Genomic DNA, 26,580 nt, shown 5'->3' with positions numbered 1-26,580 from the left:
GCCTCGTGTGAGTGGGTGGGCAGGGGGGCGGGGCGGTCAGGCGTCGCCCAGGCGGGCCACGAGGTGCAGCCGGTCGCCGTCGGCAGCGCTGCCGGGGGTCCTGGACGGTCCGGGCCGCCAGGGCTGTTCCGTACGGGGGCCGGGCCCGTCGTGCAGCTCCAGCACGGTGAAGCCGTGGGCGGCGAGCGCGTACCGCAGTTCCTGGGGGAACAGCAGCCGCCACGCGGAGTGCTGTTCGACCGGTGGCCCGCCGTCCTCCGTGCTCCACACCCTCCGCCGGCGCAGCAGTTGGGCCGCCCGGTCGACGGTGAGTGTCGTGACGGACCGGTAGACGGTGCCCTCCCATGCGAAGCCGCGGATCTGCGGTGCGTCCAGGAGTTCCGTACGGCCGAGGAAGAAGGCCCCGTTGCGCATCTCGGCGACCAGCAGTCCGCCGGGTGCCAGGGCGCGGCGGCAGGAGGCCAGGAAGCCGTCGAGTTCGTCGTTGGTGTGGCAGTACAGCAGCGCGCTGTCGAGGCAGACGACGGCGTCGAACGGCTGTGGCGCGAGGTCGGCCGCGTCGAATCCGCGCAGGTCGGCCCGCGTGTAGCGGGGCCCGGGGTGGTGGGTGCGGGCGTACGCGAGCATCGTGTCCGACAGGTCGGCGCCGGTGACCGTGCGGCCCGCGGCGTGCAGCTGGGCGGCGTCCCGGCCGGTGCCGCAGCCGATGTCGAGGACGTGCGGCCCGGCGCCGTACCGGCGCAGGACGTTCTCGGTCCAGCGGGCGGCGAGCCGTTCCGGGTCGGGGAACCGGGCCTCGTACAGGGCCGGGTTGTCGGTCAGCAGGTTGCGGGCGGCGGCGCTGTCCGTCATGCCGTCACCGCCACCGGCCGTACGGGCAGGGCCCGCAGGCGGTGCAGCCAGCCGACGCCCGCCGCCGAGAGGAGGCCGAAGGCGAGGCAGCACGCCCAGGGCAGCCAGCCGGCGCCGCCGTGGCCGCCCGCGTCCATGGCCCAGCCCACGACGGTGTTGCCGACGGCGGCGGCGATGCCGGAGACGACGTAGAAGATCCCGAAGTACGTGCCGGTCAGTTCGGCGCGGCCGAACTCGGGTATCAGCTCCATGACGAACGGCTGGGCGATCATGATGCCGACGTACAGGAGCAGCGCTCCGGCGAGGACGGGTACGAGCGCGAGCGCCGCGCGGCCCGCGCCGCCGCCCGCACCGGACATACCGGCGACGGCCATCGGCGGGACGAACGCCACACCCATCAGCGCCAGTCCGGCGGCGATCCACCGCGCCCGCTTGCCCCGCTCCTTGAGGGAGCGCGTGATGCGCATCTGGAGGGTGAGGTTGGCCAGCGTGCCGACGAGGAAGACGACGCCCGCGGCGCCCTCCCAGCCGGTGGCCCGCCTGGCGCCGTCCGGGAGCAGCAGGTAGAGCTGGTTCTCCATGGTGAACATGCCGACCATGGCGAGGGAGAAGGCGAGGAAGGCGCGGTTGGCGAGGACCTCGCGCCAGTCGCCGAGCACGCTGCCCTTCGAGGCGGGCACCTCTCGGGCGGGCAGCACGACGGCCTGGGCGACGGTCAGCAGGGCGAAGATCGCGGCGGCGGTGAGCGCGGAGGCCCGGAAGTCGACGAGCAGCAGGGCGCTGCCGAGCAGCGGGCCGACCAGCGCGCCGGTCGTCGCGAAGATGTTGAACAGGGCGAACGCCTCGGCCTTGCGGTCGCCGGCCTCCGCCGCCAGGTAGGCGCGCACGGCCGGGTTGAACAGGGCCCCGGCGAGCCCGCTGAGTATGGAGGCGGCGAGCAGGACGGGCAGTCCGTCGCCGAGGGCGAACAGCGCGAAGCCGACGGTGCGCAGGGCGCAGCCCGCGATGATCACGCCGCGGGCGCCGAGCCGGTCGGCGGCCGAGCCGCCGAGGATGAACAGGCCCTGCTGGCTGAGGTTGCGTACGCCCAGCACGATGCCGACCACCGCCGCCGACATTCCCAGGTCCTCGCCGAGGTGCGTGGCGAGGTAGGGGATGAGCAGGTAGAAGCCGATGTTCACGCCGAGCTGGTTGACCAGCAGGAGCCGGATGGCGAGCGGGAAGGCCCGCATCTCAGTCCACGTCTTCACGGTGGTGCCTTTCCTTCTGTGCTGCGGGCTGTGCTGCGCGCTGTGCTGCCGGCTCTGCTGCCGGGGGTGCGGGCGCGGTCCGCTCCGGGCGCGGGGGCGCGGGCCGTACGCCCAGTCCGGCGCCCGTTCCGGCCCGTACGGTCCCGTCGGTGCCGCCGATGCCGGTCCACGGGTCGTGCGCGAGCAGCAGGTGCCCATCCAGGTCGACCCAGTGGGCGCGGTCGGCGAGGTGGACGGCGGGGGCGATGCCGAGGGTGCTCGCGGTGAGGCAGCCGAGCATCAGCCGGGTGCCGCTGCCCGCGATCAGCTCCTCGATGCGCAGCGCCGCGTACACGCCGCCGCACTTGGCGAGCTTGACGTTGACGCCCTGCACCCGCCCGGCGAGCCGCTCGGCGTCGGCGGGGCCGACGGCGTCCTCGTCGGCGATGACGGGCAGCGGGGAGCGTTCGGCGAGCCGGGCGAGCGCTTCGGGGTCGCCGGGGGCGGTGGGCTGTTCGACGGCCGCGACGCCGAGTTCGGCGAAGCGCGGCAGCAGCCGTGCCGCCAGGTCCGGCGTCCAGGCGCCGTTGGGGTCGAGCAGCAGGGCCGCCGAGGGCGCGGCGTCGCGTACGGCCCGTACGCGGGCGAGGTCGTCCTCGGGGTCCGCCGTCCCGGCCTTGACCTTGATGACGGTGAATCCGCTCGCGGCCAGGCAGCGGGCCTGCGTGCGAGCCCGGTCGGCGGGCACGATGCCGATGGTGCGGGCGGTGGCGGCGGCCGGCCGCTCCCTGGTGCCGAGCAGCCGGTGGACCGGCTGCCCGGCCCGCTTGCCCACCAGGTCGAGCAGCGCCGACTCGACGGCGGCGGTGACGGCGGGCGGGATGCCGGGCGCGGGCAGCTCGCCGTCCCGCAGGGCGGCGAGGGCGCTCTCCGGGTCGGCGAAGCGGCCGAGTTCCCCGCCGGCACCGGCCAGCAGCCGGCACAGCGTGTCGGTGCCGAGTCCGTAGTACACGCTGGTCACAGCCTCGCCGTGACCGCGCGCCCCGCCGTGCTCGACGGTGATCCAGACGGCGTTCCGCTCGGTCGTCACCGACCGGGAGATGCGCAGCGGCTCGGCGAGCCGCAGCCGTACGACGCGCAGGGTCACGTTCACGCGGCCCCCTCCCCCACAGCCGCCGCCTTCGGGTCCACGACGGTGGTGCAGCGCGCCCAGCCGGTGGCTTCGGCGGCCGTGGGGTGCGGTATCTCCACCGGGCGGGTGGCGACGGGCTGCCCGGCCAGGCCGTGGGCGGCGGCGAAGTCCTCGTCGTAGACGGTGCCGAGGTAGCGGTGCAGGCCGTCGGGGAAGACGGTGGCGACGACGGCGCCGGGGTGCACGCGGGCCGCCCAGGCGGCGACCAGCGCGACGGCGCCGGTGCTCCAGCCGCCGCTGACGAAGCAGCCGCGGGCCAGCCGCCGGCAGGCGTCGGCGGCTTCGGCGGGGCCCACCCAGTGCACCTCGTCGAAGGCCGCGTAGGCGACGTTGCGCGGGTGGATGCTGCTGCCGAGGCCGCGCATCAGGCGGGGCCTGGCGGGCTGCCCGAAGATGGTCGAGCCGGTGGCGTCCACGCCGACCAGGCGCAGCGCGGGCCAGTGGCGGCGCAGCGGGCCGATGATCCCGGCGCTGTGGCCGCCGGTGCCGACGCTGCACACCAGGACGTCGAGGTGGTCCAGGTCGGCGGCCAGTTCGGCGGCGAGGGAGGCGTACCCGGCGGCGTTGTCGGGGTTGTTGTACTGGTCGGGCCAGTACGCGTGCGGCAGCAGGGTGCGCAGTTCGCGCAGCCGGGCGAGCCGGGCGGCCTGCCAGCCGCCTTCCGGCGCGGGCCGGTCGACGATCTCCAGCCGGGCGCCGTACGCGCGCAGCAACTGCCGCATCGACGGCTCCAGTTCGCTGTCGCAGACCAGGATCACGTCGTGGCCGAGCGCCTGCCCGGCGAAGGCCAGGCCGACGCCGAGGGTGCCGGAGGTGGACTCCACGACCGGCGCGCCGGGCCGCAGTTCGCCGCGCTCGCGGGCACCGAGCAGCATGGACACGGCGGCCCGCGCCTTCATGCCGCCCGCGCCGAGCCCTTCCAGCTTGGCCCAGAACCCGGGGTGCGGGCAGGGCAGGTCACCGGTGATGCGGGCCAGCGGGGTACGGCCGACGAGGGCGAGGAGCTCCCGGTTGGCGGCGGGCGCGCGCAGAACGGCGGCGGTCATCGGACGTCTCCTTGCCCCAGCAGCGCGTAATCGTCGCCGCCGGTGTAGCGGTGGACGACGCCGGGACCGCCGTCGAGCCAGAAGAACGGGTACGGCTCGGCGCACACGGCGCTCACCCCCGCGCCCAGCAGCCGCGGCAGCACGGCGCTGCCGGTCTGGGCGAACATCACCAGCGGCTTGCCGTGCCGCTCGCAGTGGGCACGCAGCGGCTCGAAGGTCCCGTTGCCCAGCGTCATCCCGGACGCCAGCACCGCGTCGCAGCCGTCCAGCTCGGCGAGCGCGTCGGTACGGATCGGCTCGCCCCACTCGGTACGGCCGCCCTTGAGGTCGCACGGTACGCACACCAGTCCGCGGGCGCGCAGCGCCTCCAGCAGCGAGTTGACGACGCCGACGACCAGGACGGTGCGGCCGGGCGCGGCGGGCAGCAGCCCGGCGACGCCCCGGGCGCGGGCCCGCGACTTGGCGAGCGAGTCGCCGGCGGGCAGCTCCCAGGGCTGCGCGCCGTTCGCGGGCGTGTGCGGCAGGGAGTGCATCAGGTACGCGTCCAGGGCGGCGACCCGTACCGGCGCCAGCGGGTGGTCGAGCAGCGTCGCGACGTCGGCGCCCACACAGTCCTCGATCGCGGCGGCGGGCAGCGCGCCGGGCTCGACGGCGCAGGACCCCACCGCGCCGCCCAGGCGCAGGCTGAGCACCTCGTTGCGGTAGCCGCCGCTGCGCCCTTCGTGGCGTACGGCCTGGCTGGTGGCGAAGGCCACCGCGATCTTCTGCGTGCGGGGGCCGGGCCCCAGCTCCCCGGCGCGCACCCGGCGTACGAGGTCCGGGTAGCCGCTCGCCACGGCCTGTCCCGTCGCGCTCATCGGTCGCCCACCACCCGCGGACACAGGCCGCCCAGCAGTTCCTCGACGCGGGCGCGCGCACCCGCTCCTTCGCCGTCGCCGGCCATGACGTGGCCCAGGTAGCCGTTGTTGCTGCCGGTCTCCTTGACGGCCTTGCCGGGCGCGGCGAGCTGCACCTCCAGCACGCCGGCCTGCCCTTCGAGGCCGTCGGCGCCCGTTATCCCCTCCAGCACGCCGGTGCGTTCCGGCACGAGGAAGCCGATGGCGGCGCTGCGCAGCCCGGTCTCGCGCGGTACGAGGTCCGGCTCGCGGCCGAGCGCCACCTCGACGAAGGCGGCGGCCAGGTCGATGCCGGTGACGTGCCGGACCAGTTCGGTGATGCGGTTGCCCGCGGGGCGCGGGTTGACCTCGACGACGCGCGGCCCGGCCGCGGTGAGCTTGATCTCGGTGTGCGCGACGACCTGGTCGAGCCCGAGCGCCTTGAGCGCCGCACGCGCGGTGTCCGCCGCCGCTCCGGCGTCGGCGGCGGTCAGCGCGGCGGGGAACATGTGGCCCGTCTCGACGAACGCCGGGGCGCCGCCCACGCTCTTGTCGGTCACGCCGATCACGTGCACCGCGCCGCCGTGCGACACGGTCTCGACGCTGACCTCGGGCCCGTCGAGCAGCTCTTCCAGCAGGACCACGGGGGCCCGCAGCTGGCCGCGCGCGTTGACCGGGAACCCGGCGAGCGCCCGGTGGGCGCGGGCCAGCTCCGCTTCGTCGTCCACCCGCCGTACGTACATCCCGGCACACAGGTCGACCGGCTTGAGCACCAGCGGGAAGCCGATCTCGCGTGCCGCCTCGGCGGTCCCCGCCCAGTCGGCGCAGACGGCGAACCGGGGGCCCGGCACCCCGGCCGCCTCCAGGGCGTGCCGGGTGGCGTCCTTGCGGCAGGCGGCCTCCACCGCCTCCGGCGCCGGCCCCGGCAGTCCGAGGTGCGCGGCGATGCGGGCCACGGCGGGCAGGTAGTAGTCGCACGAGCTGAGGACGCCGTCGAAGCCGGTTGCCGCGTGCAGGCGCTCGGCGTACGGGAGCAGCGTGTCGGTGTCGTTGGTGTCGGCGGTGACGATGTTGCGGGCCGCCAGCAGGGGGTGGGCGGTGCCCTCGGGGGCGGCCCGCAGGTAGTGGTGCAGGTCGCGGGTGAGGAAGGTGAAGTCGTGTCCGGCCTCGCGGAGGGCGCGGGGCAGCAGCCTGCCCATCGACCCGACCCAGCTCTCGACCATCAGCAGATGCGCCACAACTCTCCTTCTGCGCAGGCGGTTTCGCGTCCGGGCACGCCGCGGGGAGGCCCCGGGCGCCGCGGTGCGGTGTTGACCGAACGCGATGCTAACCGTAATGATTTTCATTGTCACCTCGCGGTCCGGCCTTTCCCACGCCCCCGCGCCCGCCGCCTCCCACGAACTGCGAGCCCCATGCCTCCCGCCCTGCGGCGCACCGCCCTGCTCTGCGCGCTTCTGACCAGCGCCGTCCCGCTCGCCACCGCCACGGCCGCCGAACCCGGCGCCCCCACCCCCGCCCCGGCCCTGCGCTTCGGCGCCTGCCCCTCCTCGGTCCCCGCGCCGCCCGCACCCGACCGCGTCGAGTGCGGCACGGTGAGCGTGCCGCTGGACCACCGCCGCCCGGACGGCGCACACCTACGGATAGCCGTCTCGCGCGTACGCGCCTCGGGGACGCCGGCCGAACGGCGCGGCGTCCTGCTGGTCAACCCCGGCGGCCCGGGCGGCTCCGGGCTGCCGTACGCCGTCACCAAGCGCGCCAAGCTCCCGGCAGCCGTGCGCCGCGCCTACGACGTGATCGGCTTCGACCCGCGCGGCACCGGCCGCAGCGCGCCCGCCGACTGCGGCCCGATGGGCGGGCTCTTCGACGCCCCGGGAACCGGCTCGGCGCCGCTCGATCCGGTACCGCACGACCACGCCGGCGAGCGCGCCTACCTCGACTCGCAGCGCCGGCTGGCCGCCGACTGCGCGGCGGGCGCGGGCGTCGCGCTCCCCCACCTCTCCACCAGCGAGACGGCGCGCGACATGGACGCCGTGCGCGCCGCACTCGACGAGCGGCGCGTCAGCTTCCTCGGCGTCTCCTACGGCACCTACCTGGGCGCGGCCTACGCGGCACAATTCCCCGGCCGCGTCGACAAGTTGGTGCTGGACAGCGTGGTCGGCCCGGAGGACTGGCACGCCTTCGACATACGGCAGGCCCGTGCCCTGCTGCGCCAGCGGGACGTGCTCTTCGACTGGCTGGCGCGGCACGGCTCCCGCTTCGGGCTGGGCGCCACCGCGCGCGAGGTCCGCACCGCCTACCAGCGCACACGCGACGGCCTGACCGCGCACCCCGTCTCCGGCTTCGGGGCGGCCGCCTTCGACCGTGCCGTCTACCGCGCCCTCGGCCGCACCGAACGCTGGACCGCCCTGGGCGACGGGCTGCGCGACTACCTGGACAAGGGCGCGGTCGACCGGCTCCGCCCCGCGGCGCCCTTCGACGGCGCCGAGTCCCGTACGTACGAGGCCGCCAACCGCATCGTGAAGTGCGCCGACGGGCCGGGGCCCACGCCGGCCCGGGTCCTCGCCGACATCCGCGGGCTGCGGCGCCAGGACCCGCAACCCGTGCTGACCGGCCTGGAGGCGGCGAGTTGCGCGTACTGGCACGCCCGCCCCACCGGGCGCACCAGCCTCGGCAGTCCCGCAGCGCCCCCGGCCCTCCTGGTGGCCTCGGCGCACGACCCCGTGACGCCCCTCGCCGGCGCACGGGCCCTCGGCCGCACCCTCCCGGGCTCCCGGCTGGTCACCCTCCACGACGACTACTCGCACGGCGTCTTCGCCAGCCGCGGCAACCGGTGCGTGGACGCCGCGGTCGCCGCCTACCTCGTCGGCGGTACCGTCCCGGCGGCGGACGTGCACTGTGCCGGTCCCGGACTGCCCGAACCGTCACCGCGACCGTGACTCAGCCCACCGCCGTGACCTCCGCCGGAAGCACGGACGCCGAACCCGGCACGCCCAGCAGGTGCTCCTCGAAGAAGGCGCCGGCGCACATCCGGGTGATCTCGATGCCGCGGCCGCCGGGCAGGGAGCCGAGTTCGAAGGCGTAGTCCTCCGCGTCGGTGAACTCCCGGTAGCCGAGCGGCCCGGCGAGGGCGTCGAGGTCGGTGGCCGACGCGTGGCCGCCGCCGGTCACCAGCAGGTGGCGGCGGGGGCCGCGCAGCCGCTTCCAGAGCCGTTCCCTGGCCGCCGCCTCCTCCGGGTACTCCGGGTCGTCAGGTGTGAACTGGAGGATCAGGAAGGGGAGTTGCAGGCCCGTACGGAGGACTTCGCCGTACGGAGTGCCGTCGATGTCCGCACCCGCCGAGAACCCGTCATCGAGCCGCATGGCCTCGGCCGCCGCCGCGCCGCCCAGCGAGTGGCCCGCGACGCCCGCCCTCGACGGATCGAGGAGGGCATGCCACCAGAAACCGGGGGCGGCCAGCCGCTCGCGGGCGAAACACAGGTCGGCGGCGCGGGTCCGCAGATAGCGGGTGGCGAGGTCGCCGGTGTCCCCGTCTTCGAGGCCGTCCGGCTCGCGGTACGGCACGATCCGGCCATCGGGGAACTCGACGCCGAGCGCGTCCGAAGGATGGTCCAGGGCCGCCACCAGGAAGCCGCGGCTGGCGAGGTCCTCGCCGAGCGCGGTCAGGCTCGCGCGGTACTGCGCGTGGCCCGGTGACAGCAGGACCAGCGGGCAGCCGCCTGCGTCCGGCGCGGGCGGCGCGCCCTCGGCGGCGTGCACGACGACACCGGCCGCCGTGTCGCCCGGCAGCCCGGAGCAGCCCGGCTCTTCCTCCCAGGAGTCGACGACCAGAGGGGAGAGCGCGTCCGGCACATACCGGCCCGGGGCCCCGGCGCCTTGCTGCGCCGGATACCAGAGCTGCGCCATCAGCTCCCGCGGGCGGCCGGGCAGGAACGGGTCCTGCCGGTCGTCGTCGACGAGGTGGGCGGTACGCACGCCCACCGGATGGCGGCCGGTGGGGCGGGGTAACGCCGGCCGCGGATCACCGTGCTGTGTCATCGTGCTCGTGCCCTCTCCTCGGTGTCACCGGCGGCCCATCCGATCATTCCCGACGGGCGGCGCGCACCCGGTTTTCGGGGCGGGCGGCCGGTGGGGCGGCGGGGCCCGCCGGCGGATTTTCCGGGAGGGCCGGAATGCGCGGCGATCCTCCTCCGCCGGGTGGGCGGCGACGCCCACCATGGAGGCGAAGCGGGCGGCAGCCCGCCCGGCCGCGCAGGCGCAGGCCGGTCCGTACCAGCGCAGGAGCCAGCATGATCTTCATCGTCGTCAAGTTCACCGCCCGGCCCGAGTACCGGGACTCGTGGCTGTCGCTGGTGGACGACTTCACCCGGGCCACCCGGCAGGAGCCGGGCAACCTGTTCTTCGAGTGGTCGACCAGCGTCGACGACCCGAACCAGTTCGTCCTGGTCGAGGGCTTCGCCGACCGGAAGGCCGGGGACGAGCACGTGAACTCCGCGCACTTCAAGGCGGGCCTGGAGGCGATGGCCGGCGCCATCGCCACCACCCCGCAGATCATCAGCAGCGAGATCGACGCCGAGGGCTGGTCGGCCATGGGCGAGCTGTCACCGCGCGAGGCGTGAGCCCGGAGGGCGAAGCCCTCCCGCCGGCCGCGCGGGCCGCGTGCCCGCGCGGCCGTACGTGTCTCAGAACGGCTCCGCCGGCAGGTACTTGCCGTCGAGGGTGATCACTGCGCGGGTGCCGCCCTCGGGGTCGGCCACCTTCTTGACGTCCAGGCGGAAGTTGACGGCGCTGATGATGCCGTCCCCGAACTTCTCGTGGATCAGGGCCTTGAGGGTGGTGCCGTAGACCTGGAGCATCTCGTGGAAGCGGTAGATGGTCGGGTCGGTGGGGACGCCGCCGGGGAGGCTGCCGCGCAGCGGGATGGTCCGGAGCAGGCGTTCCGCCTCGGCGTCGAGGTCCAGGCGCTCGGCGAGGGTCCGGGCGGCGTCGGCGGGCAGGGCGTGCTGGCCCAGCAGCGCGGCGGTGACGAAGGCTTCCGACAGGCCGGCGGCGTCGGCCAGTTCCTGCCAGGTGAGGTCCTTGCGGGTCTTGGCCGCGACGACCGCCTGGGCCAGGTCCAGGCGGGCCTGCGGGTCGAGCTGCGCGTGGGTGTGGGGCATGGCGGGGTCCTTTCGGGGTGGGCGCTCAGGAGAGCGGGGTGAACGTGCCGCAGGCGGGGTCGAGGACGTCGACGGCTCCGGTGCGGATGTCGTGGGTCCAGCCGTGCAGCGTGACCGCGTCCCGCGCGAGGGCGCGGGCCACGGACGGGTGGGTGGCGAGGTGGGCGAGCTGCGCGACGACGTTGTCGCGGACCAGCGCCGGGACGGCGGTATCGCCGCCGCTGCCGTCCCCGGCCGTGGCGGGCCCGGCCGCGTGCAGCCAGCCGGCGACGGCCGGCAGCCCGGCCAGGTCCTCGCCGGCGGCCAGGGCCGTCATGGCGCCGCACGCGGAGTGGCCGCACACGACGACGTCGGTGACGCCGAGGACGGCGAGCGCGTACTCGATGCTCGCCGAGACCGCGTCGGGCTCCGGTCCGTACACCGGGACGAGGTTGCCCGCCGTGCGGATCACGAACAGCTCGCCCGGCTCGGACTGGGTGAGCAGTTCGGGGACGACCCGGGCGTCGGAGCAGCCGATGAACAGCGCGGCCGGGCGGTGGGTGGCGGCGAGCCGCTGGAAGAGCGCCGCTCTGGCGGGGTGGACGTCGCGCCGGAAACGCAGGGCGCCGTCGGTGAGGTGGTCGTGCACAGCAGCTCCTCGCGGGTCGGGCACCGGCCGGAAGCCGATGTCTCCACCATGGATGGCCTGCCGCTATAGCGTCCAAGACGCACAACTCATGGCAGCCATCAGCGCTGCCTATACCTGCTGTCCAGCCCGCCTACAGTGGGCGGCATGGCTCTGGAACTGCGTCATCTCCGCTATCTGCTCGCGGTCGCCGAGCACGCCAGCTTCACCCGCGCGGCCGAGGCCCTGCACGTCTCGCAGCCCACGCTCTCCCAGCAGGTCAAGCAGCTGGAGCGGGCCTTGAAGGTGCAGCTGCTGGACCGTACGGGGCGCACCGTGCGGCTGACCGACGCGGGCCGGGCGTACGCCCACTACGCGCGAAGCGCCCTGCGCGACCTGGACGCGGCCGAGCGCGCGGTCCTGGACGTACGGGACCTGACCCGCGGGACGCTGCGCCTGGCCACGACGCCGACCTTCACCGCGTACCTCGTCGGCCCCCTGGCCGCGGCGTTCCACACCCGCTACCCGGGCATCTCGCTGATCCTGCGGGAGCTGCCCCAGGACCGGATGGAGGCCGCGCTGCTGGCCGACGAGCTGGACCTCGGCATCGCGTTCAGCGGCCCGCACCTGCCGGGCGTCACCGGCACCGCGCTGTTCACCGAGACGCTCGGCCTCGTCGTCGGCCCCGCCCACCCGCAGGCCGGCCGCACGGCGCCGCTGCCGATCCGCTCCCTGCGCGACCACCGGCTGGCGCTGCTCAGCGCCGACTTCGCGACCCGCCTGCACATCGACACGCACTTCGGCGCGCACGGCGTGCAGCCGCGCATCGCCGTGGAGGCCAACTCCATCACCACGCTCACCGAGCTGGTCCGGCGCACCACCTTGGCCACCGTCCTGCCCGACGCCATCACCCGCGAGCAGCCCGGCCTCCACCCCGTCGGCCTGTCCCCCGCGCTGCCCGCCCGCACGGTGACCCTGCTGCGCCGCGAGACGGCTTACCGCAGCGCCGCGTCCGGCGCCTTCACCGGGCTCGCCCGGGAATGGGGGCGGGAGCACGAGGAGGGCGCGGGTCAGGGGCACCATCGCGGGTACCGGTAGGGGCCGGAGACAGGAGGCGCGGCATGGAACGGTGTCTGGTGACCGGGGCCAGCGGGTACATCGGCGGGCGGCTGGTGCCGGAGCTGCTGGCCGCGGGGTATCCGGTGCGGTGCCTGGCGCGTACGCCCGGCAAGCTGCGGGACCACCCGTGGTCCGGGCGGGTGGAGACGGTGCAGGGCGACGTCACCGACGAGCGGTCGCTCACGAAGGCCCTGGAGGGCGTCGGCGTCGCCTACTACCTCGTGCACGCGCTCGGCACGGGCAAGGACTTCGAGGAGACCGACCGCAGGGCGGCCCGTACGTTCGCCGAGTGCGCGCGGAAGGCGGGTGTACGGCGAATCGTCTACCTGGGCGGGCCGGTGCCGCGGGGCGCCGACGAGCAGCGGCTCTCGCCGCACCTGCGGTCCCGCAGCGAGGTGGGGCGCATCCTGCTGGGCTCCGGCGTGCCGACCGCGGTGCTGCGGGCCGCCGTCATCATGGGGTCCGGCTCGGCGTCCTTCGAGATGCTGCGGTACCTGACCGAGCGGCTGCCGGTCATGGTGACGCCGAGCTGGGTGCGTACCCGCATCCAGCCGATCGCGGTACGGGACGTGCTGCACTACCTGGTGGGCTGCGCCGGGCTCCCGGACACGGTGAACCGGGGCTTCGACATCGGCGGCCCCGACGTCCTGACGTACTGGCAGATGATGCAGCGCTACGCGCGGGTCGCGGCCCTGCCCCGGCGTCTGATCGTGCCGGTGCCGGTGCTGACGCCGGGGCTGTCCAGCCGGTGGGTGGGGCTGGTGACGCCGGTGCCGGCGGCCATCGCCCGTCCGCTGGCGGAGTCGCTGCGCCACGAGGCCGTGGCCAAGGAGCACGACATCGCCCGGTACGTGCCGGACCCGCCGGGCGGGCCGGCCGGCTTCGACCGGTCGGTGGAGCTGGCGCTGCGGCGCGTACGGGAGGCGCGGGTGGCCACCCGCTGGTCGTCGGCCTCGGTGCCCGGCGCCCCCAGCGACCCGCTGCCGACCGACCCGGACTGGGCGGGCGGCAGCCTCTACACCGACCGCAGGGCCCGTGTGGTGGACGCCTCGCCCGAGGCGCTGTGGGACGTCATCGAGGGCATCGGCGGCGAGCACGGCTGGTACTCCTTCCCGCTCGCCTGGGCGTTGCGGGGCCGGCTGGACCGGTTGGCGGGCGGCGTGGGGCTGCGCCGGGGGCGGCGGGACGCCGAGCGGCTGCGGGTCGGCGAGGCGCTGGACTTCTGGCGGGTGGAGGAGATCGAGCGCGGCCGGCTGCTGCGGCTGCGCGCGGAGATGCGGCTGCCGGGGCCGGCCTGGCTGGAGCTGGCGGTCGCGCGGGACGCGGCGGGCCGTACGGTCTACCGGCAACGGGCGGTGTTCCATCCGCACGGGCTGGCGGGCCACGCGTACTGGTGGAGCGTGGCGCCGTTCCACGCCCTGGTGTTCGGCGGGATGGCCCGCAACATCGCCGCGGCGGCCCGGGACCGGGTGGGGCGGAAAGCCTCACCCTCCGTCGACGACATACCGGCGAACGGGTGATACCCGCGGGTACCGCGTCCTCAGTCGGACGCAGGGGTGACGCGATCAACCGGTGACGTGGAAGGGCTTGTGTAGTTCAGGCACTACCGGCAATGGAGGCAACAGCATGCCCGCACCCCGTTCACGCACCGGCCGGCGACGGCTCGGTCCTTGGTATCCCCTGCTCGTCGGCGGCGTCGTCGCCGGACTGGCGGCCCCGGCGGCGCTGGCCGCCGACCCCGGCACACAGGACACGAAGCCCCGGCCGAACACGGCCCCGGACGCCGCCCTCCTGCAAGCGGCCAAGCAGGCCAAGCAGTCAGGCCGGCGGGTGGAGGTGCAGTCGCAGCGCACCGCGACCGCCCGTGTCTACGCCAACCCCTCCGGCACGTACACCACCGAGCTGCGGCTGCCGGACACGCGCGCCCCGAGAGGCGGCGTGGGGCTGTGGACCAGCGTCAACAAGAGGTATCCCAACACCAAGTACTGGAACCGGACGGGGAAGGTCGCGCGCGTCGGCCACGAGAACCAGTCGGGCGGCACCTGGCGCTCGTACATCACCATGAACACCAGGGACCTGCACAATACGGGCCCGATCCGCAGCGCCCGGTTCCGGATCCTGAACACCTACTCCTGGTCGTGCGCCGCCCGGCCGGTGCAGATCCGGGACACCAACACGGTCGACGAGAACACGACGTGGAACAGCACGGTGAACCGTAACTGGGACCGCTACAAGGTGCTGGACACGGTCAACGCCGCCAAGGGCCACGACGCGAACCGCTGCCCGGCGGGCAACCTGTACTTCCGGGTCACCGACAGCGCCAAGGCCGCCCAGAAGTACAAGTGGCGGACCATGACCCTGGGCCTGGGCGCCCAGAACGAGAACGACACCTACGGGTGGAAGAAGTTCGACGCGACCACCTCCACGCTGATCGTGGACTGGGCCCGGCACTGACCCACCGCCCTCCCTCGGCCGCCGCCCGTTTTGGAACCGGAGCCCGATCCTCAATACGATCCGGCGATGATCACAAGAAAACGGCTGGCGGCCGGGGTGTGCGGGCTGCTCGCCGCCCTGGCCGTGGGGCTTCTCCCCACCTCTGCCACCGCCGCCGACGAACCGGACGGCAAGAAACCCTCCCCCAAGGTCGAGCTGGTGCTCGACGTCAGCGGCTCGATGCGGGCGCGCGACATCGACGGGCAGACCCGGATGGCCGCGGCGAAGCAGGCGTTCAACGAAGTGCTGGACGCCGTGCCCGGCGGGGTGCAGCTCGGCATACGTACCCTCGGCGCCAACTATCCGGGCCCGGACCGGCAGACCGGCTGCAAGGACACCAAGCAGCTCTACCCGGTCGGCCCGCTCGACCGGACCGAGGCGAAGACCGCGGTGGCCACCCTCGCGCCCACCGGCTGGACGCCGATCGGCCCGGCCCTGCTGGGCGCGGCCGACGACCTCAAGGGCGGTGACGCGACCCGCCGGATCGTGCTCATCACCGACGGCGAGGACACCTGCGCCCCGCTCGACCCGTGCGAGGTGGCGCGGGACATCGCCGCCAAGGGCATCCACCTGACCGTGGACACGCTCGGGCTGCTGCCGGACGCCAAGACCCGCCGGCAGCTCAGCTGCATCGCGGAGGCCACCGGCGGAACCTACACCTCCGTCAAGCACACCAGCGAACTGCGGGACCGCGTACACCAGTTGGTGGACCGCGCGGCCGACCCGGTGGTGACGCCGGTGGCAACCGAGGGCGCCGACCGGTGCGACAAGGCCCCGGTGCTCAAGCCGGGCCTCTACACCGACCGGGAGAAGTTCGCCGAGCACCGCTGGTACCGGGTGGACGTACGGCCGGGGCAGGAGTTGCGCGCTTCGGCGAGCATCGGCGCCGACCGCGCCGTCAACAACGACTACGGCGTCCTGCTGCGCGCCTCGACCGTGCACGGCCGGGAGATCGTACGCGGCTCGGAGGCGGGTGACGGGCGTACCGACGTCGTCTCGTCCGGGCTGCGCTACCCGAAGGCGCCGCTGAACAACGCGGACGGCGCCGCGAAGGACGCGCCGGAGACCGTCTGCCTGCGGCTCAGCAACTCCTTCGCGGCGCCCGCCTCGGTCAAGACCGAGCCGGGGATGCCGGTGGAGCTGGCCATCGACGTGGTGGACGGGCCGTCCGACGCCTCGGACGCCGCCTCCTTCGGCCTGGGCCGCGGCTGGTGGTTCCTGGGCGCGCTGGTGCTGGCCGGCCTGGTGGCCGGTCTGCTGTGGGGCTGGCTGTCGCGCTGGCGTGTCGCCGTCTGGAGGACCAACTGATGCGTACGCGCACGTTCCTGACCGCCGCGGTGCTGGCGGGTGCCGCGCTCTTCGGCGTGGCGGGCCCGGCGGTGGCGGACAGCCCGTCGCCGTCCCCGAGCGGCAGCGCCGCCGCCGCGGGGCCGACCGAGGCGGGCACCTCGTTCCGTACCGCGACACCGGTCAAGCCGGGGCAGAAGGCGACGGCCGGGGCGTCCACCGGTGACTACCTGTACTGGGTGGTGCCCGTGGACACCGGGCAGCGCGCCACGATGAAGGCGAAGGTCACGCTGCCGGAGGCGGCCCGGCACGGCGCCGCGACCTGGCAGCTCGACGTGTACGACGGGCTGCGGCGCCGCCAGGCGTGCACCTACGGCGCGCAGACCAGGGCGGCGGCAGCGGACGCCGGTTCGGTGGAGCTGTCCTGCACGCTGCGTACGGTCCGCTCCTGGGCCGAGCCGTGGTCCAACGACCCGCTGCCGGGCAGCTATTACGTACGGCTGACGGTGACCGGCCTGCCGCAGGACGACCTGGGCCTGCCGGTGCGTGCCGAGTTCGAGCCGGCCGTGGCCGGGGCGGGCGGCGCGCAGGCCGTGGACGGCAAGCTGGCCGCGCCGCTGGTGCCGGGTGCCGCCAAGGTCGAACCGGACGGCGGCTGGTCCTCGGGCCGGTGGAACGACCGGTGGGTGTGGACGGCGGTGGGCGGCCTGCTGGCGGCGCTCGCCGGGATCGCCGGGTACGCCGTGACGCGGGGCTCCGGCCGCCCGTCGCGGGTGCCGCCGGGCGCCTGACGGTCCTTCGGGCACGACGCGGCGGGGCGGCGCACGGTGGTCCGTGCGCCGCCCCGCCGCCGTACGGGCCGGGTGCGGCGGTCAGCCGGTGGCGCCGAGCAGCACCGCCCACTTCTCCAGGGCGGGCTCCTCGGACAGGTCGGTGACGGCCACGTCGATGCCGTGGTCGCGGTTCCAGCGGCCGGCCAGGGCCATCAGGCGCACCGAGTCCAGGCCATAGTCGACGAGGTTCTCGTCGGCGGGGATGTCGGCGGGGTCCTCGCCGAGGACGTCCGCGACGTCGTTGCGCAGCTGTTCCAGGGTCAGCGCCATGGTGGTCACTTTCCTTCCAGGACGGTGGCGGTGGTGGTGACCACGGCACACTTGCCGGCCGCCCAGCGCAGTGCCATCGCGTGGTCCTCGGCGGAGAAGTCGGCCACCGCGTCGGCCACGACGAACGCCTGGATGTCGCGCATCCACGCGTCGCAGGCGGTCATCAGCACCCCGATGTGGGCGTAGACGCCGGTGACGACGATCTGGTCGCGGCCCAGCTCGCGCAGCCGCTCCTCCAGGTCGGTGCGGACGAAGCCGCTGTACTTCCACTTGGTCAGCACGGTGTCGTCCGGGCCGGGGGCGACCGCGTCGGCGATGGCCGCCGCGTGCTCGTCGGCGGGCAGGCCCGGGCCCCAGAAGTCCTGCTGGAGGCCGCGTTCGGCGGGGGTCTGGCCGCCGGGCTGCGCGGTGTAGAGGACCGGGATGCCGAGCCGGGCGGCCTGTTCCTTGAGGGCCGCGACGTTGCGCAGCAGGTCGGTGACCGGGGCGGCCTGGGTGTCGTAGGCCGACAGGAAGTAGTTCTGCAGGTCGTGCACGAGCAGCACGGCGCGGGAGGGGTCGGCCGTCCAGTCCACGCGGTTCGCGGGCAGGTCGCCGGCGGACGGCATGGGGTAGGGGGCGATGGCGGGCAGGGCCATGGTGCGGTGCGGTCCCTTCAGGACGGGTCGGTGGTGCGGGCGGCGGCGGACCTGAGGTCCTTCTTGGATATCTTGCCGACGCCGGTCTGCGGGAAGGTTTCCACGAACTCGACGCGGTCGGGCACCTTGTAGGCGGCGAGGCCGCGGGCGCGGACGAACTTCTTGACGTCGACGGGCCGCAGCGGTTCGGCCCCGGTGCGCAGGATGACGTAGGCGCAGGTGCGTTCGCCCAGGTACGGGTCGGGTTCGGCGACCACGTTGGCGTCGTGGACGGCGGGGTGCGCCAGGAGGTGGTTCTCGACCTCCTCGGCGGCGATCTTCTCGCCGCCGCGGTTGATCTGGTCCTTGGCGCGGCCCTCGACGACCAGGTGCCCGGTGGGGGTGAGCCGGACGACGTCGCCGGTGCGGTAGAAGCCGTCGGCGGTGAAGGACCGGGCGTTGTGCTCGGGCGCCTTCCAGTAGCCGCGGATGGTGTAGGGGCCGCGGGTGAGCAGGTGGCCGGTCTCCCCCGGGGGCAGGTCGTTGTCCTGGTCGTCGACGACGCGGATCTCGTCGTCGGGGGAGATGGGGCGGCCCTGGGTGGAGACGATGGTCTCCTCCGGGTCGTCGAGCCGGGTGTAGTTCACCAGGCCCTCGGCCATGCCGAACACCTGCTGGAGGGTGCAGCCGAGGGCGGGCCGCACGCGCCGGGCGGCCTCCTCGCTGAACTTGGCGCCGCCGACCAGGAGGACGTCGAGGCTGCTCAGGTCGTACGGCGTGGCCGGTGCGGCCTCCGTCCAGACGAGCGCGAGGGGCGGTACCAGGCCGGTGATCGTGACGCGTTCGCGCTCGATGAGCGGGAAGGCCACGTCGGGTGTCGGCTGCGGGCTCAGTACGACGCGCGCGCCGGCGTACAGGGCGCCGAGCGTGCCGGGCGAGGACAGCGGGAAGTTGTGGGCGGCGGGCAGGACGCACAGGTAGACGCTGTTCTCGTCGACGCCGCACAGCTCGTTGGAGCCCCACAGGGAGTAGATGTAGTCGTCGTGGGTGCGCGGGATGAGCTTGGGGACGCCGGTGCTGCCGCCGGAGAGCTGGAGGAAGGCCAGGTCGTGCGGGGCCGGTTCGTCCCAGGCCGGGCCGCCGGCGGGCGGGTCGGCCGGTACGTCGGAGAGCGCTTCGAAGGCGCCGGCGTCGCCGCCGGTGACGAAGACGTGCCGCAGGCCGGGGACCCGGTCCCGTACGGTCGCGGCCAGTTCGCGGTAGTCGAAGCCGCCGTGTTCGGCGGCGATGACGTAGGCGGCGGCGCCGGTGAACTCGCAGAAGTAGCGGATCTCCGTCTCGCGGTGCGCGGGCAGCGCGAAGACCGGGAGGGCGCCGAGGCGGAAGAGCGCGAAGACGACCTCGAAGAACTCGGCGGTGTTGGGGAGCTGGACGACGACGCGGTCGCCGCGGACGATGCCGCGGGCGTGCAGCCCGGCGGCCAGCCGGGTGGCCCGGCGGTCCAGTTCCCCGTACGTCCAGCGGCGGCCCTGGCCCGCCGGGTCGACGACGGCGACCCGGTCCGGGTGGGCGGCGGCCCGCTCGCGCAGCATGCCGCCGAAGGTCTCGCCGCGCCACCAGCCGGCGGCGCGGTAGCGTTCGGCGAACTCGTCCGGCCAGGTGGGGGCGTGGGAGCGGGCGTAGGCGTACGAGTCGCTCACAGCTCGGCCCCCACGGCGCCGAGGAAGGTACGGAACTTGGCGCCGGTCTCGGCGGTCTCGGCCTCCGGCTCGGAGGCGGCGACGATGCCCGCGCCCGCGTACAGGCGCAGGCTGCGCTCCTCGGCCTCGGCGCAGCGGATGGTCACCACCCACTCGCCGTCGCCGGACGCGTCGCCCCAGCCGACCATGCCGGTGAAGAAGCCGCGGTCGAACGGTTCGGTCTCGGCGATCACCTGGCGGGCGGTTTCGGTGGGGGTGCCGCAGACCGCCGGGGTGGGGTGCAGGGCGCAGGCCAGCTCCAGCGCGGAGGTGTCCGGTGCGGCCAGCGTGCCGGTGACGGTGGTGGACAGGTGCCACATGGTGGCGGTGCGCAGCAGGGTGGGCTGTGCGGGGACCTGGAGGTCGGTGCAGTACGGGGCGAGCGCCCGGTGGACGGCGTCCACGACGACGGCGTGCTCGTGGAGGTCCTTGGTGGACTCCAGGAGCGCCGCGGCCCTGCGGACGTCCTCGGCCAGGTCGGCGCTGCGCGGGGTGGAGCCGGCCAGCGGGTTGGCGACGACGCGGTGGCCGCGCCGCGAGACCAGCAGTTCGGGGCTGGCGCCGAGGAGGGTGCGGCCGGGCGCCGTGGGCAGCGCGAAGGTGTAGCCGGAGGGGTCGCGGCGGGCGAGGCGCTGGAGCATCGCGGGGATGTCGAGGGCGCCGGGGGTGCTGAGTTCGAGGGTGCGGGCCAGGACGACCTTGCTGAACTCGCCGCGCCACATGCGCTCGACGGCGGCGGCCACGCCGGCGCCGTACGCCTCGGGGGCCGGCACGGGTCTGATGTCCCAGTGGGCCGCGGCGGGCGGGTCGGCGGGCAGCGCGATCAGCGGGTCGGCGGTGAGCGGCGGCGCGGTCCGCGCGGTGGCGGGGACGGCGAGCGCGGCGGGGGCCGTCTGGTCGAAGGGCACGGCGCCGACGACCAGCGGCGCGCTGTGCCCGGCCGCCCGCGCGGCGCCGAGGGTCGCGGCGACCCGCTGCGGCAGGGGCCGCTCGTCGTGCGGTACTTCGCTGTGGGTGCCCTGCGCGAGGATGGTGCGCGTGGGCGTGCCGAGGAAGCGGGCGCCGGGGGTGTAGGCGTCCAGGAGCGAGGTCGCGGCTCCTACGGCGGGGTGGGCCGGCTCGGCGAGGGGGACGTGCGTGGCGACTTCGGGTGCCGTCGGCACGGGAGCTCCATTTCTCGGAATTCGGCGGTCGGTTCCGGGGAGTGACTGATGCGGGCGGGGGGCGTTCGGTGAGCGGTTCCGGCGCGGGGTGCCCGCCCTCGCGGAGGGTGGGCGGCGGGGCGCGGCGCGGGTCAGCGGAGGGTGGCGCCGCCGTCGACGTACAGCTCCTGCATGGTGATGTGCCGGGCGCGGTCGGAGGCGAGGAAGACGACCGCGTCGGCGATGTCGGACGGGTCGGCGATCCGGCCGAGCGGGATGCCGGTGCGGTACGTCTGCGGGTCCCCGGCGATCACGCGGCGGGGCGCGTCGTCGTCGGTCCACAGCGCGCGTTGCATCGCGGTGTCGGTGGAGCCGGGCGCGACGATGTTGCAGCGGACGCCGCTGCGGGCGAGTTCGAGCCCCAGGCACTTGGTGTACATGGCGGCCGCCGCCTTGGAGGCGGCGTAGGCGGCCATTCCGGTACGGGGGACGCCGGCGGCGTTGGAGCCGACGGTGACGATGCTCCCGGAGCCGCGCGCGGCCATGTGCGGGGCGACGGCCCGCGCGGTGTGGAAGACGCCGGTGGTGTTCACGGCGAAGGTGTCGGCCCAGTCGGTGTCGGAGAGTTCGGCGGCGGGTCCGGGGCGCAGGATGCCGGCCACGTTCACCAGGACGGCGATCGGGCCGAGTTCGCGCTCGACGCGTTCGACGACGGCGGCGACGGCGGCCGGGTCGGTGACGTCCATGGCCTCGGCGGTGACCGGCCCTGCGGTCTCTCCGTCGGGCTGCGGTACCGCGGGTGCGGTGCGGTCGGTGGCCACGACGTGGGCCCCTCGGTGCGCCAGTGCCGCGGCGACCGCGGCGCCGATGCCCTGCCCGGCGCCGGTGACCAGGGCGATGCGCCCGGTGAACTCGGCACGACCGTCCGGTATGTGCTCAGGCATGAGCAACCTCCCCTTTTTGTTAGGCAAGCCTAACCTAATATAGGACAGGCACCCAGCCACTCCGGCATTCCGCCCCGACGTGCCCGAAATGGTTAGGCTAGCCTCACCTTATGCAAAAGCAGCGCACGGGCATAGCCGCCCCGCCCCCCGAACCCGTCACCGAGGACGGTTCGTTGCCGGTGGCGCGAAAGGACACCCCACCCGCCGCGGACGACCCCCGCTTTGCCTCCGCGTCACCGGTGGCAGGGCCCGGCGGCCGGACCGCGCCCGACCGGGCAGCGCGCCGGACCGTCGCGCTCGCCGTGGCGGGCTTCGCGGCCGCCGTCCTCGTGCTGGCCGCCGTGTCCCTGTGCGTCGGCGCCGGCGAGGTCGGCGCGAGCGGCGTCCTGGACTACCTGCTCGACCGCGGCGGCGCCCGCACCGACCCGCGCCTCGCCCTGGTCGTCGGCGACCTGCGGCTGCCCCGTACGCTCACCGCCCTGCTGGTCGGCGGCGCGCTCGGCGTCGCCGGCTGCCTGCTCCAGGCCGTCACCCGCAACCCGCTCGCCGAGACCGGCCTGCTCGGCGTGAACGCCGGCGCCTCCCTCGGTGTCGTCGCGGGCATCGCGCTGCTCGGCCTGGACAGCGGCTACGCCTACCTAGTCTGCGCGTTCGCCGGCGCGGTCGTCGCCAGCGGCCTGGTGCTGCTCATCGCGGGCCGCAAGGGCGGCGGTTCCCCGATGCGGCTGGTGCTCGCCGGGGCCGCGCTGGGCGCCACCTTCGGCGGCCTGACCAGCGTGATCGTGGTCAACTCGGCCGAGACCTACGACCGGTTCCGGTTCTGGGTGCTCGGTTCGCTGGCCGGGGTGGAGGGCTTCGGCGAACTCGGCCGCCTCGCCCCGGTGCTCGCCGTCGGCTTCCTGGTGGCGCTGCTGGTCGCCCGGCCGCTGTCCGCGCTCGCGCTCGGCGACGACCTGGCCCGCAGCCTCGGGCACCGGCCGCCGGTCATCCGTACCGTCGTCGCCGTCGGCGTGACGCTGCTGACCGCGGCGGCCGTGGCACTGGCCGGCCCGATCTCGTTCCTGGGGCTGCTGGCGGGCTTCTTGGCGCGGGCGATCGCCGGCACCCGGCTGGCCGCGCGGCTGCTGCTCGCCGGGCTGATCGGCGCCGCCGTGCTGATCGTCGCCGATGTGGCGGCGCGGGTGGTCTCCCGCCCGTTCGAGGCGCCCGTCTCCGTCATCGTGGCGCTGGTGGGCGCGCCCGTCCTGATCGGCATCGTCCGTTCCAAGCAGCTCACCGCGATGGGCATGACGGAACCGGCCGCCGAGGAACGCCCGTCGGGCAAGCCCGCACGCGGAGCGCTGCGCGCGCTGCGGCGGCTCCCCCGCCGCGCCCCCAGGCCCGGCCGGGTGCGCCCCGCCGACACGCTCGTACTGCGCCGCGGCCCGCTCTCCCTGCTCGTCGCCCGGCGCGCCACGCTCGCCGCGCTGCTGCTGGCCGCGCTGCTCCTGCTGGCCGTCGTGCTGTCCGCGTACGCCGGGCAGAGCGACATGGGCGTGACCCGCACCTTCCAGGCGATCTTCGGCCAGGGCGACCGGTTCGACGTCCTGCTGGTGCAGAAGTTCCGGCTCGGGCGCATCGTGGCGGGCCTGGCGGCGGGCGCCGCGCTGGGCCTGGCCGGCTGCCTCACCCAGACACTGGCCCGCAACCGCCTCGCCACCCCCGAACTGCTCGGCGTCAACGACGGCGCCACCGCCGCCGTCCTGCTGTCCGTGACGCTCAGCGCGACGGGCACCTTCGGCGCCTGGTGGGCCGGGCCGCTCGGCGCGCTGGTGGCGGCGGTCGTGGTCACCGTCGTCTCCGGCGGCCTCGGGCAGCGCGGCTACCGCGTGCTGGTCGTGGGCCTGGCGATGTCCGCGCTGGCCTCGGCAGCGACGCAGGTCGCGCTCTCCCGGCGCTCCCTCAACTCGGCCAGTTCGCTGTACGTGTGGACCTCGGGCAGCCTCAACGGGCGCGGCTACTCCGTCGCCGTGCCCGTCCTGATCGGCCTGGCCGTCCTGGTCCCGCTGAGCCTCGCGGTCGCCCGCCACCTGGGCGTGCTGCGCTTCGACGACGCCACCGCCTCGTCGCTGGGTGCCGCTCCGGGCCGTACCCGCGCGGTGTGCCTGCTGCTGGCGGTGGCCCTGGCGGGCCTGGCGGTGGGCATCTGCGGGCCGGTCGGCTTCGTGGCGCTGGCGTCGCCGGTCATCGCGTCGCGGCTGGCGGGGCCGCTGCGGGTGCCGCTGGTCGGCACGATGCTGACGGGCGCGCTGCTGGTGGTGGCCGCCGACACCGTGGGGCGGATCGTGTTCTCGGGTACGGAGCTGCCGGTGGGCGTGGTGACGACGGTGCTGGGCGGACCGTTCCTGCTGTGGGTGCTGCTGGGCAGGTCGGCGGCCACCCGTGTGTGACGAAACCTTTGCGCTGACCGCGCTCCTGAGAGGAGTACGCACGTGACCGCTGTCCGCAGCCCGCTGCTGCGCACGCTCGCCGCCGAGGTGCGGGCCGGGCGGCCCGGTGCCGAGCGGGAGTTCTGGCGCCGCGCCGAAGCGGCCGGCACGCCGCTCGTGGAGCCGGACCCGGACGGCGACCCGGACCACGTCCTCGTCACCTTCGTGTGGCGGGACGACCCGGCGCGCCCGGCCACGGACGTCCTGGCGCTGCTGCACACCGTCACCGACCGGGACCGGCACGCGGGCGACCTGACGCCCAACCTGATGGCCCGCGTCGAGGGCACGTCGGTCTGGGCGCTCAGCCACCGGCTGCGGTCCGACCACCGCGCCTCGTACCAGTTCCTCCCCGGCACCGGGCCGCGCGAGGAGATCCTGCGCACGGACCGGCAGGCGTGGCTGAAAGTCCTGGACGGCGCCGTACCCGACCCGTTGAACACCGCGCCCGCCCTGCCGTCGCGGGACGGCCGCAACCCCGCGTCCGTACTGGAGCTGCCCGGCGCCCCGGCGCAGCCGTGCACCGGACGCCGCTCCGGCGCGGCACGCGGCACGTCCGTGCGTACCGAGGTGGACGGCCGGCACGTCACGGTCCACCTGCCGCCCGGCCACCGCGCCGACGGCGGCCCGTACGCGGTCGCGGTGCTGTTGGACGGCGAGATGTGGGGACCGGTCCTGTGTGCCGGAGACCTGCTCGACAACCTGCACGCCGACGCCGCCGTACCGCCCACGGTCGCCCTGCTCGTGGACACCATGGGGCGGCGGATGGAAGACCTCAGCTGCAACGGTGACTTCGTCGACTGGCTGGCGGACACGCTGCTGCCGTGGGCGGCCGACGCGTACGCGGCGGGGCTGCGCCCGGAACGCACCGTCGTCGCAGGCCAGAGCGCGGGCGGCCTGACCGCGGCGTTCGCCGCCTTCCGGCGCCCCGACCGGTTCGGCCTGGCACTGTCGCAGTCCGGGTCGTTCTGGTGGCCGGACGACGAGCGCGGAACCGAGTGGCTGACCCGGCAGTACGCCACGGCCGAACGCCGCCCGGTGCGGCTGCGGCTGGAGGTCGGCCTCCAGGAGTGGATGCTGCTCGCCGAGAACCGACGCCTGCGCAACGTCCTACGGGCACGCGGCTACGACGTGACATACGAGGAATTCAACGGCGGCCACGACTACGCGTGCTGGCGCGGGGGGCTGGCTGCGGGGTTGGGGGCGTTGTTGTCGGGGCACTGAGCCCCGGACGGCAACGCCCCCGGTGGCGGCGGTCCTCAGCTTGCGGCCGGCGCCGCCGCCCCCTCACCCGCTTCCGCTTCGTCGCCGGGGCCGTCGTCGAACGGTGGTGGCTGCGGTGGTTCCTTCGGCAGTCGTAGGGCGATGAGCGCGCCTGCGGCGACCAGGCCCGCCGTCACCCACACCGCGATCCGGTACGGGCCCGGGCCGGCGGTGCCGGTGCCGTGGCCGCCGATCACCCCGGCGCAGACGGCGATGCCGAGGGCGCCGCCCAGGGTGCGCACGATCTGGAAGAGGCCCATCGCGTGGCCCATGTCGGGCGGCGCGATGTCCTCGAACCCGGCGAGCTGGACGGTGAGCACGGCCGTGCCGAGTACCAGGCCGATGGCGAACATCAGGCCCCGTACCAGCCAGGCGTTGTCCGCGGCGCCCGGTACGGCGAGGGCGGCGAAGACCACCGCGGCGAGCAGCAGCGCGGGCACCACGAGCCGTCGCGGGCCGATGCGCGGCAGCAGCCGGTCGACGACCTGGGAGGCGAGCATCAGGCCGACCGCTTCGGGGAAGACGCTCAGGCCCGCGTCGAGGGCGGAGGCGCCCAGGGCCGCCTGGTAGAGCAGCGGGAAGACGAACAGCACACCCATCAGGCCCGCGGCGGTGAGCACCGCGAGCGCGGAGGCCGTGCCGTACGCGCGGTCCGCCAGCAGCCGCAGTTTCAGCAACGGCTCGGGGGCACGGAGCTGGTGGGCCACGGCGGCCGCCGCCAGCACCGCGCCGAGTACCGCGGCGGCCGCGACGGCGGGCTGCGTCCAGCCGTGCGACGGGCCGAACCCGAGCGCGTAGGTGAGCAGTCCGAGCCCCGGGGTGGCGAGCCAGAACCCGGCCCGGTCGAACGGCCCCGGCACGCCCTCGACGTGCTCGCGCAGCCCGAAAAGGCCGAGCAGGACGGCGGCGGCGCCGATCGGCACGTTCACGAAGAACAGCCAGTGCCAGGACAGGTGCTGGGTCAGGAAGCCGCCCAGCGGCGGGCCCAGCGCGGGCATCAGGGCCGTCGGCACGATCAGCACCTTGCCCAGCTTGGCCCGTTCGTGCGGCGGGAACGCGCGGAACAGCAGGGTCATGCCGACCGGGGTGAGCAGGCCGCCCGCCAGGCCCTGCACCGCCCGCGCCACGACCAGCGCGGACAGGTTCGGCGCCAGGCCGCAGGCGGCCGAGGCGGTGGTGAAGACGGCGAGCGCGCCGAGGAAGACGCGCTTGGTGCCGTAGCGGTCGCCGAGCCAGCCGGCGGCCGGCAGGGCCAGTGCGAGGGCGACGAGGAAGGCCGTCTCGACGGTGTTGGCCGCCGAGACGGGCTGTCCGAAGTCGCCCGCGATGGTGAACAGGGCGGGGTTGACGATGGTCGAGTCGAGGCCGTTCATGCACATGGCGGCGGTGTAGACGAGGACGACGGCGGTCCTCGGGTTCAGCCGGGGCCGGGTGGTCGGTTCGGTGGTGGTCAC

At 74.9% G+C, this 26,580-nt stretch carries 24 protein-coding genes; 9 read left to right on the top strand and 15 right to left on the bottom strand.

What is annotated here, in order from left to right; genetic code table 11:
* Window positions 1-36: 36 nt before the first annotated feature.
* From ACH4OW_RS33200 to ACH4OW_RS33175, 6 genes are read right to left on the bottom strand one after another with little or no spacing between them, the layout of a single operon-like run.
* A complete protein-coding gene (locus tag ACH4OW_RS33200; RefSeq protein WP_398031611.1) occupies window positions 37-852 on the bottom strand; it encodes a class I SAM-dependent DNA methyltransferase in 816 nt (271 codons plus the stop codon).
* A complete protein-coding gene (locus ACH4OW_RS33195) occupies window positions 849-2,102 on the bottom strand; it encodes an MFS transporter (protein ID WP_398031610.1) in 1,254 nt (417 codons plus the stop codon). Before ACH4OW_RS33195 ends, ACH4OW_RS33200 begins: the two co-directional genes overlap by 4 nt.
* Complete coding sequence (locus ACH4OW_RS33190) at window positions 2,086-3,234, bottom strand: dipeptide epimerase (RefSeq protein ID WP_398031608.1); 1,149 nt, start codon at window positions 3,232-3,234, stop codon at window positions 2,086-2,088. The genes ACH4OW_RS33195 and ACH4OW_RS33190 overlap by 17 nt, the downstream gene beginning before the upstream one ends.
* The gene (locus ACH4OW_RS33185; RefSeq protein ID WP_398031606.1) at window positions 3,231-4,319 is read right to left on the bottom strand and encodes a PLP-dependent cysteine synthase family protein; all 1,089 of its coding nucleotides are present in this window, start codon (window positions 4,317-4,319) and stop codon (window positions 3,231-3,233) included. The genes ACH4OW_RS33190 and ACH4OW_RS33185 overlap by 4 nt, the downstream gene beginning before the upstream one ends.
* The gene (locus ACH4OW_RS33180) at window positions 4,316-5,176 is read right to left on the bottom strand and encodes a Rossmann-like domain-containing protein (protein ID WP_398031604.1); all 861 of its coding nucleotides are present in this window, start codon (window positions 5,174-5,176) and stop codon (window positions 4,316-4,318) included. Before ACH4OW_RS33180 ends, ACH4OW_RS33185 begins: the two co-directional genes overlap by 4 nt.
* Window positions 5,173-6,432 carry an ATP-grasp domain-containing protein gene (locus ACH4OW_RS33175; protein ID WP_360134722.1) on the bottom strand — a complete coding sequence of 420 codons (1,260 nt, stop codon included), beginning with the start codon at window positions 6,430-6,432 and terminating at the stop codon, window positions 5,173-5,175. Before ACH4OW_RS33175 ends, ACH4OW_RS33180 begins: the two co-directional genes overlap by 4 nt.
* 174 nt (window positions 6,433-6,606) lie before the next feature.
* Here ACH4OW_RS33175 and ACH4OW_RS33170 point away from each other — a divergent pair, with 174 nt between their 5' ends.
* On the top strand, window positions 6,607-8,130 hold the full coding sequence (locus ACH4OW_RS33170) for an alpha/beta hydrolase (protein ID WP_398031602.1): 1,524 nt from the start codon (window positions 6,607-6,609) through the stop codon (window positions 8,128-8,130).
* Window position 8,131: 1 nt separating this feature from the next.
* Here the strand turns inward: ACH4OW_RS33170 and ACH4OW_RS33165 are convergent, their stop codons facing one another.
* Window positions 8,132-9,166, bottom strand: a complete 1,035-nt coding sequence (locus ACH4OW_RS33165) for an alpha/beta hydrolase family protein (protein WP_398031600.1) — start codon at window positions 9,164-9,166, stop codon at window positions 8,132-8,134.
* A gap of 314 nt (window positions 9,167-9,480) precedes the next feature.
* Between ACH4OW_RS33165 and ACH4OW_RS33160 the strand changes: the two genes are divergently transcribed.
* Window positions 9,481-9,810, top strand: coding sequence for a putative quinol monooxygenase (locus tag ACH4OW_RS33160; protein WP_360134713.1), 330 nt, complete (start codon window positions 9,481-9,483; stop codon window positions 9,808-9,810).
* Window positions 9,811-9,873: 63 nt separating this feature from the next.
* Here ACH4OW_RS33160 and cynS read toward each other — a convergent pair whose 3' ends face one another.
* Together cynS and ACH4OW_RS33150 are read right to left on the bottom strand one after the other, a co-directional pair.
* On the bottom strand, window positions 9,874-10,350 hold the full coding sequence (gene cynS / locus ACH4OW_RS33155; RefSeq protein WP_398031598.1) for a cyanase: 477 nt from the start codon (window positions 10,348-10,350) through the stop codon (window positions 9,874-9,876).
* A 25-nt stretch (window positions 10,351-10,375) separates the two neighbouring features.
* Window positions 10,376-10,978, bottom strand: a complete 603-nt coding sequence (locus ACH4OW_RS33150) for a carbonic anhydrase (protein ID WP_398031596.1) — start codon at window positions 10,976-10,978, stop codon at window positions 10,376-10,378.
* Window positions 10,979-11,122: 144 nt separating this feature from the next.
* Here ACH4OW_RS33150 and cynR point away from each other — a divergent pair, with 144 nt between their 5' ends.
* The 5 genes from cynR (at window position 11,123) to ACH4OW_RS33125 (ending at window position 16,644) form a co-directional block, all read left to right on the top strand.
* Entirely contained in the window at window positions 11,123-12,052 is a 930-nt protein-coding gene (gene cynR / locus ACH4OW_RS33145) for a transcriptional regulator CynR (protein WP_360134704.1), read from the top strand.
* A gap of 23 nt (window positions 12,053-12,075) precedes the next feature.
* Window positions 12,076-13,593, top strand: coding sequence for an SDR family oxidoreductase (locus ACH4OW_RS33140; protein WP_398031593.1), 1,518 nt, complete (start codon window positions 12,076-12,078; stop codon window positions 13,591-13,593).
* Window positions 13,594-13,699: 106 nt separating this feature from the next.
* Window positions 13,700-14,527 carry a hypothetical protein gene (locus ACH4OW_RS33135; protein ID WP_398031592.1) on the top strand — a complete coding sequence of 276 codons (828 nt, stop codon included), beginning with the start codon at window positions 13,700-13,702 and terminating at the stop codon, window positions 14,525-14,527.
* Between the two features lie 66 nt (window positions 14,528-14,593).
* Window positions 14,594-15,874 carry a VWA domain-containing protein gene (locus ACH4OW_RS33130; RefSeq protein WP_398031590.1) on the top strand — a complete coding sequence of 427 codons (1,281 nt, stop codon included), beginning with the start codon at window positions 14,594-14,596 and terminating at the stop codon, window positions 15,872-15,874.
* Window positions 15,874-16,644 (top strand): hypothetical protein, encoded by a 771-nt coding sequence (locus tag ACH4OW_RS33125; RefSeq protein WP_360134692.1) that lies wholly within the window; start codon window positions 15,874-15,876, stop codon window positions 16,642-16,644. The genes ACH4OW_RS33130 and ACH4OW_RS33125 overlap by 1 nt, the downstream gene beginning before the upstream one ends.
* Before the next feature lie 81 nt (window positions 16,645-16,725).
* Here ACH4OW_RS33125 and ACH4OW_RS33120 read toward each other — a convergent pair whose 3' ends face one another.
* The 5 genes from ACH4OW_RS33120 to ACH4OW_RS33100 all read right to left on the bottom strand — a co-directional run bounded on the left by ACH4OW_RS33120 (window position 16,726) and on the right by ACH4OW_RS33100 (window position 21,398).
* Window positions 16,726-16,956, bottom strand: a complete 231-nt coding sequence (locus ACH4OW_RS33120; protein WP_360140727.1) for a phosphopantetheine-binding protein — start codon at window positions 16,954-16,956, stop codon at window positions 16,726-16,728.
* A 5-nt stretch (window positions 16,957-16,961) separates the two neighbouring features.
* The gene (locus ACH4OW_RS33115; protein WP_360140730.1) at window positions 16,962-17,594 is read right to left on the bottom strand and encodes an isochorismatase family protein; all 633 of its coding nucleotides are present in this window, start codon (window positions 17,592-17,594) and stop codon (window positions 16,962-16,964) included.
* A gap of 17 nt (window positions 17,595-17,611) precedes the next feature.
* A complete protein-coding gene (locus ACH4OW_RS33110) occupies window positions 17,612-19,273 on the bottom strand; it encodes a (2,3-dihydroxybenzoyl)adenylate synthase (RefSeq protein ID WP_398031588.1) in 1,662 nt (553 codons plus the stop codon).
* Complete coding sequence (gene dhbC, locus ACH4OW_RS33105; protein WP_360140736.1) at window positions 19,270-20,475, bottom strand: isochorismate synthase DhbC; 1,206 nt, start codon at window positions 20,473-20,475, stop codon at window positions 19,270-19,272. Before dhbC ends, ACH4OW_RS33110 begins: the two co-directional genes overlap by 4 nt.
* Window positions 20,476-20,606: 131 nt before the next feature.
* Window positions 20,607-21,398 carry a 2,3-dihydro-2,3-dihydroxybenzoate dehydrogenase gene (locus ACH4OW_RS33100; RefSeq protein WP_360140739.1) on the bottom strand — a complete coding sequence of 264 codons (792 nt, stop codon included), beginning with the start codon at window positions 21,396-21,398 and terminating at the stop codon, window positions 20,607-20,609.
* A gap of 110 nt (window positions 21,399-21,508) precedes the next feature.
* On the opposite strand from ACH4OW_RS33100, the gene fhuB reads away from it, so the two are divergent.
* Window positions 21,509-23,827, top strand: coding sequence for a Fe(3+)-hydroxamate ABC transporter permease FhuB (gene fhuB / locus ACH4OW_RS33095; protein WP_398031585.1), 2,319 nt, complete (start codon window positions 21,509-21,511; stop codon window positions 23,825-23,827).
* 42 nt (window positions 23,828-23,869) lie between these two features.
* Window positions 23,870-25,087 carry an enterochelin esterase gene (gene fes / locus ACH4OW_RS33090; RefSeq protein ID WP_398031584.1) on the top strand — a complete coding sequence of 406 codons (1,218 nt, stop codon included), beginning with the start codon at window positions 23,870-23,872 and terminating at the stop codon, window positions 25,085-25,087.
* A gap of 35 nt (window positions 25,088-25,122) precedes the next feature.
* On the opposite strand, the gene ACH4OW_RS33085 is transcribed toward fes, so the two are convergent.
* Complete coding sequence (locus ACH4OW_RS33085) at window positions 25,123-26,580, bottom strand: DHA2 family efflux MFS transporter permease subunit (RefSeq protein WP_398031582.1); 1,458 nt, start codon at window positions 26,578-26,580, stop codon at window positions 25,123-25,125.

Source organism: Streptomyces sp. NPDC017056, assembly GCF_044332485.1.
GTDB lineage: Bacteria > Actinomycetota > Actinomycetes > Streptomycetales > Streptomycetaceae > Streptomyces.
Note: the sequence above shows the minus strand (reverse complement) of the source record. Positions and strands in the feature narration are given on the sequence as shown.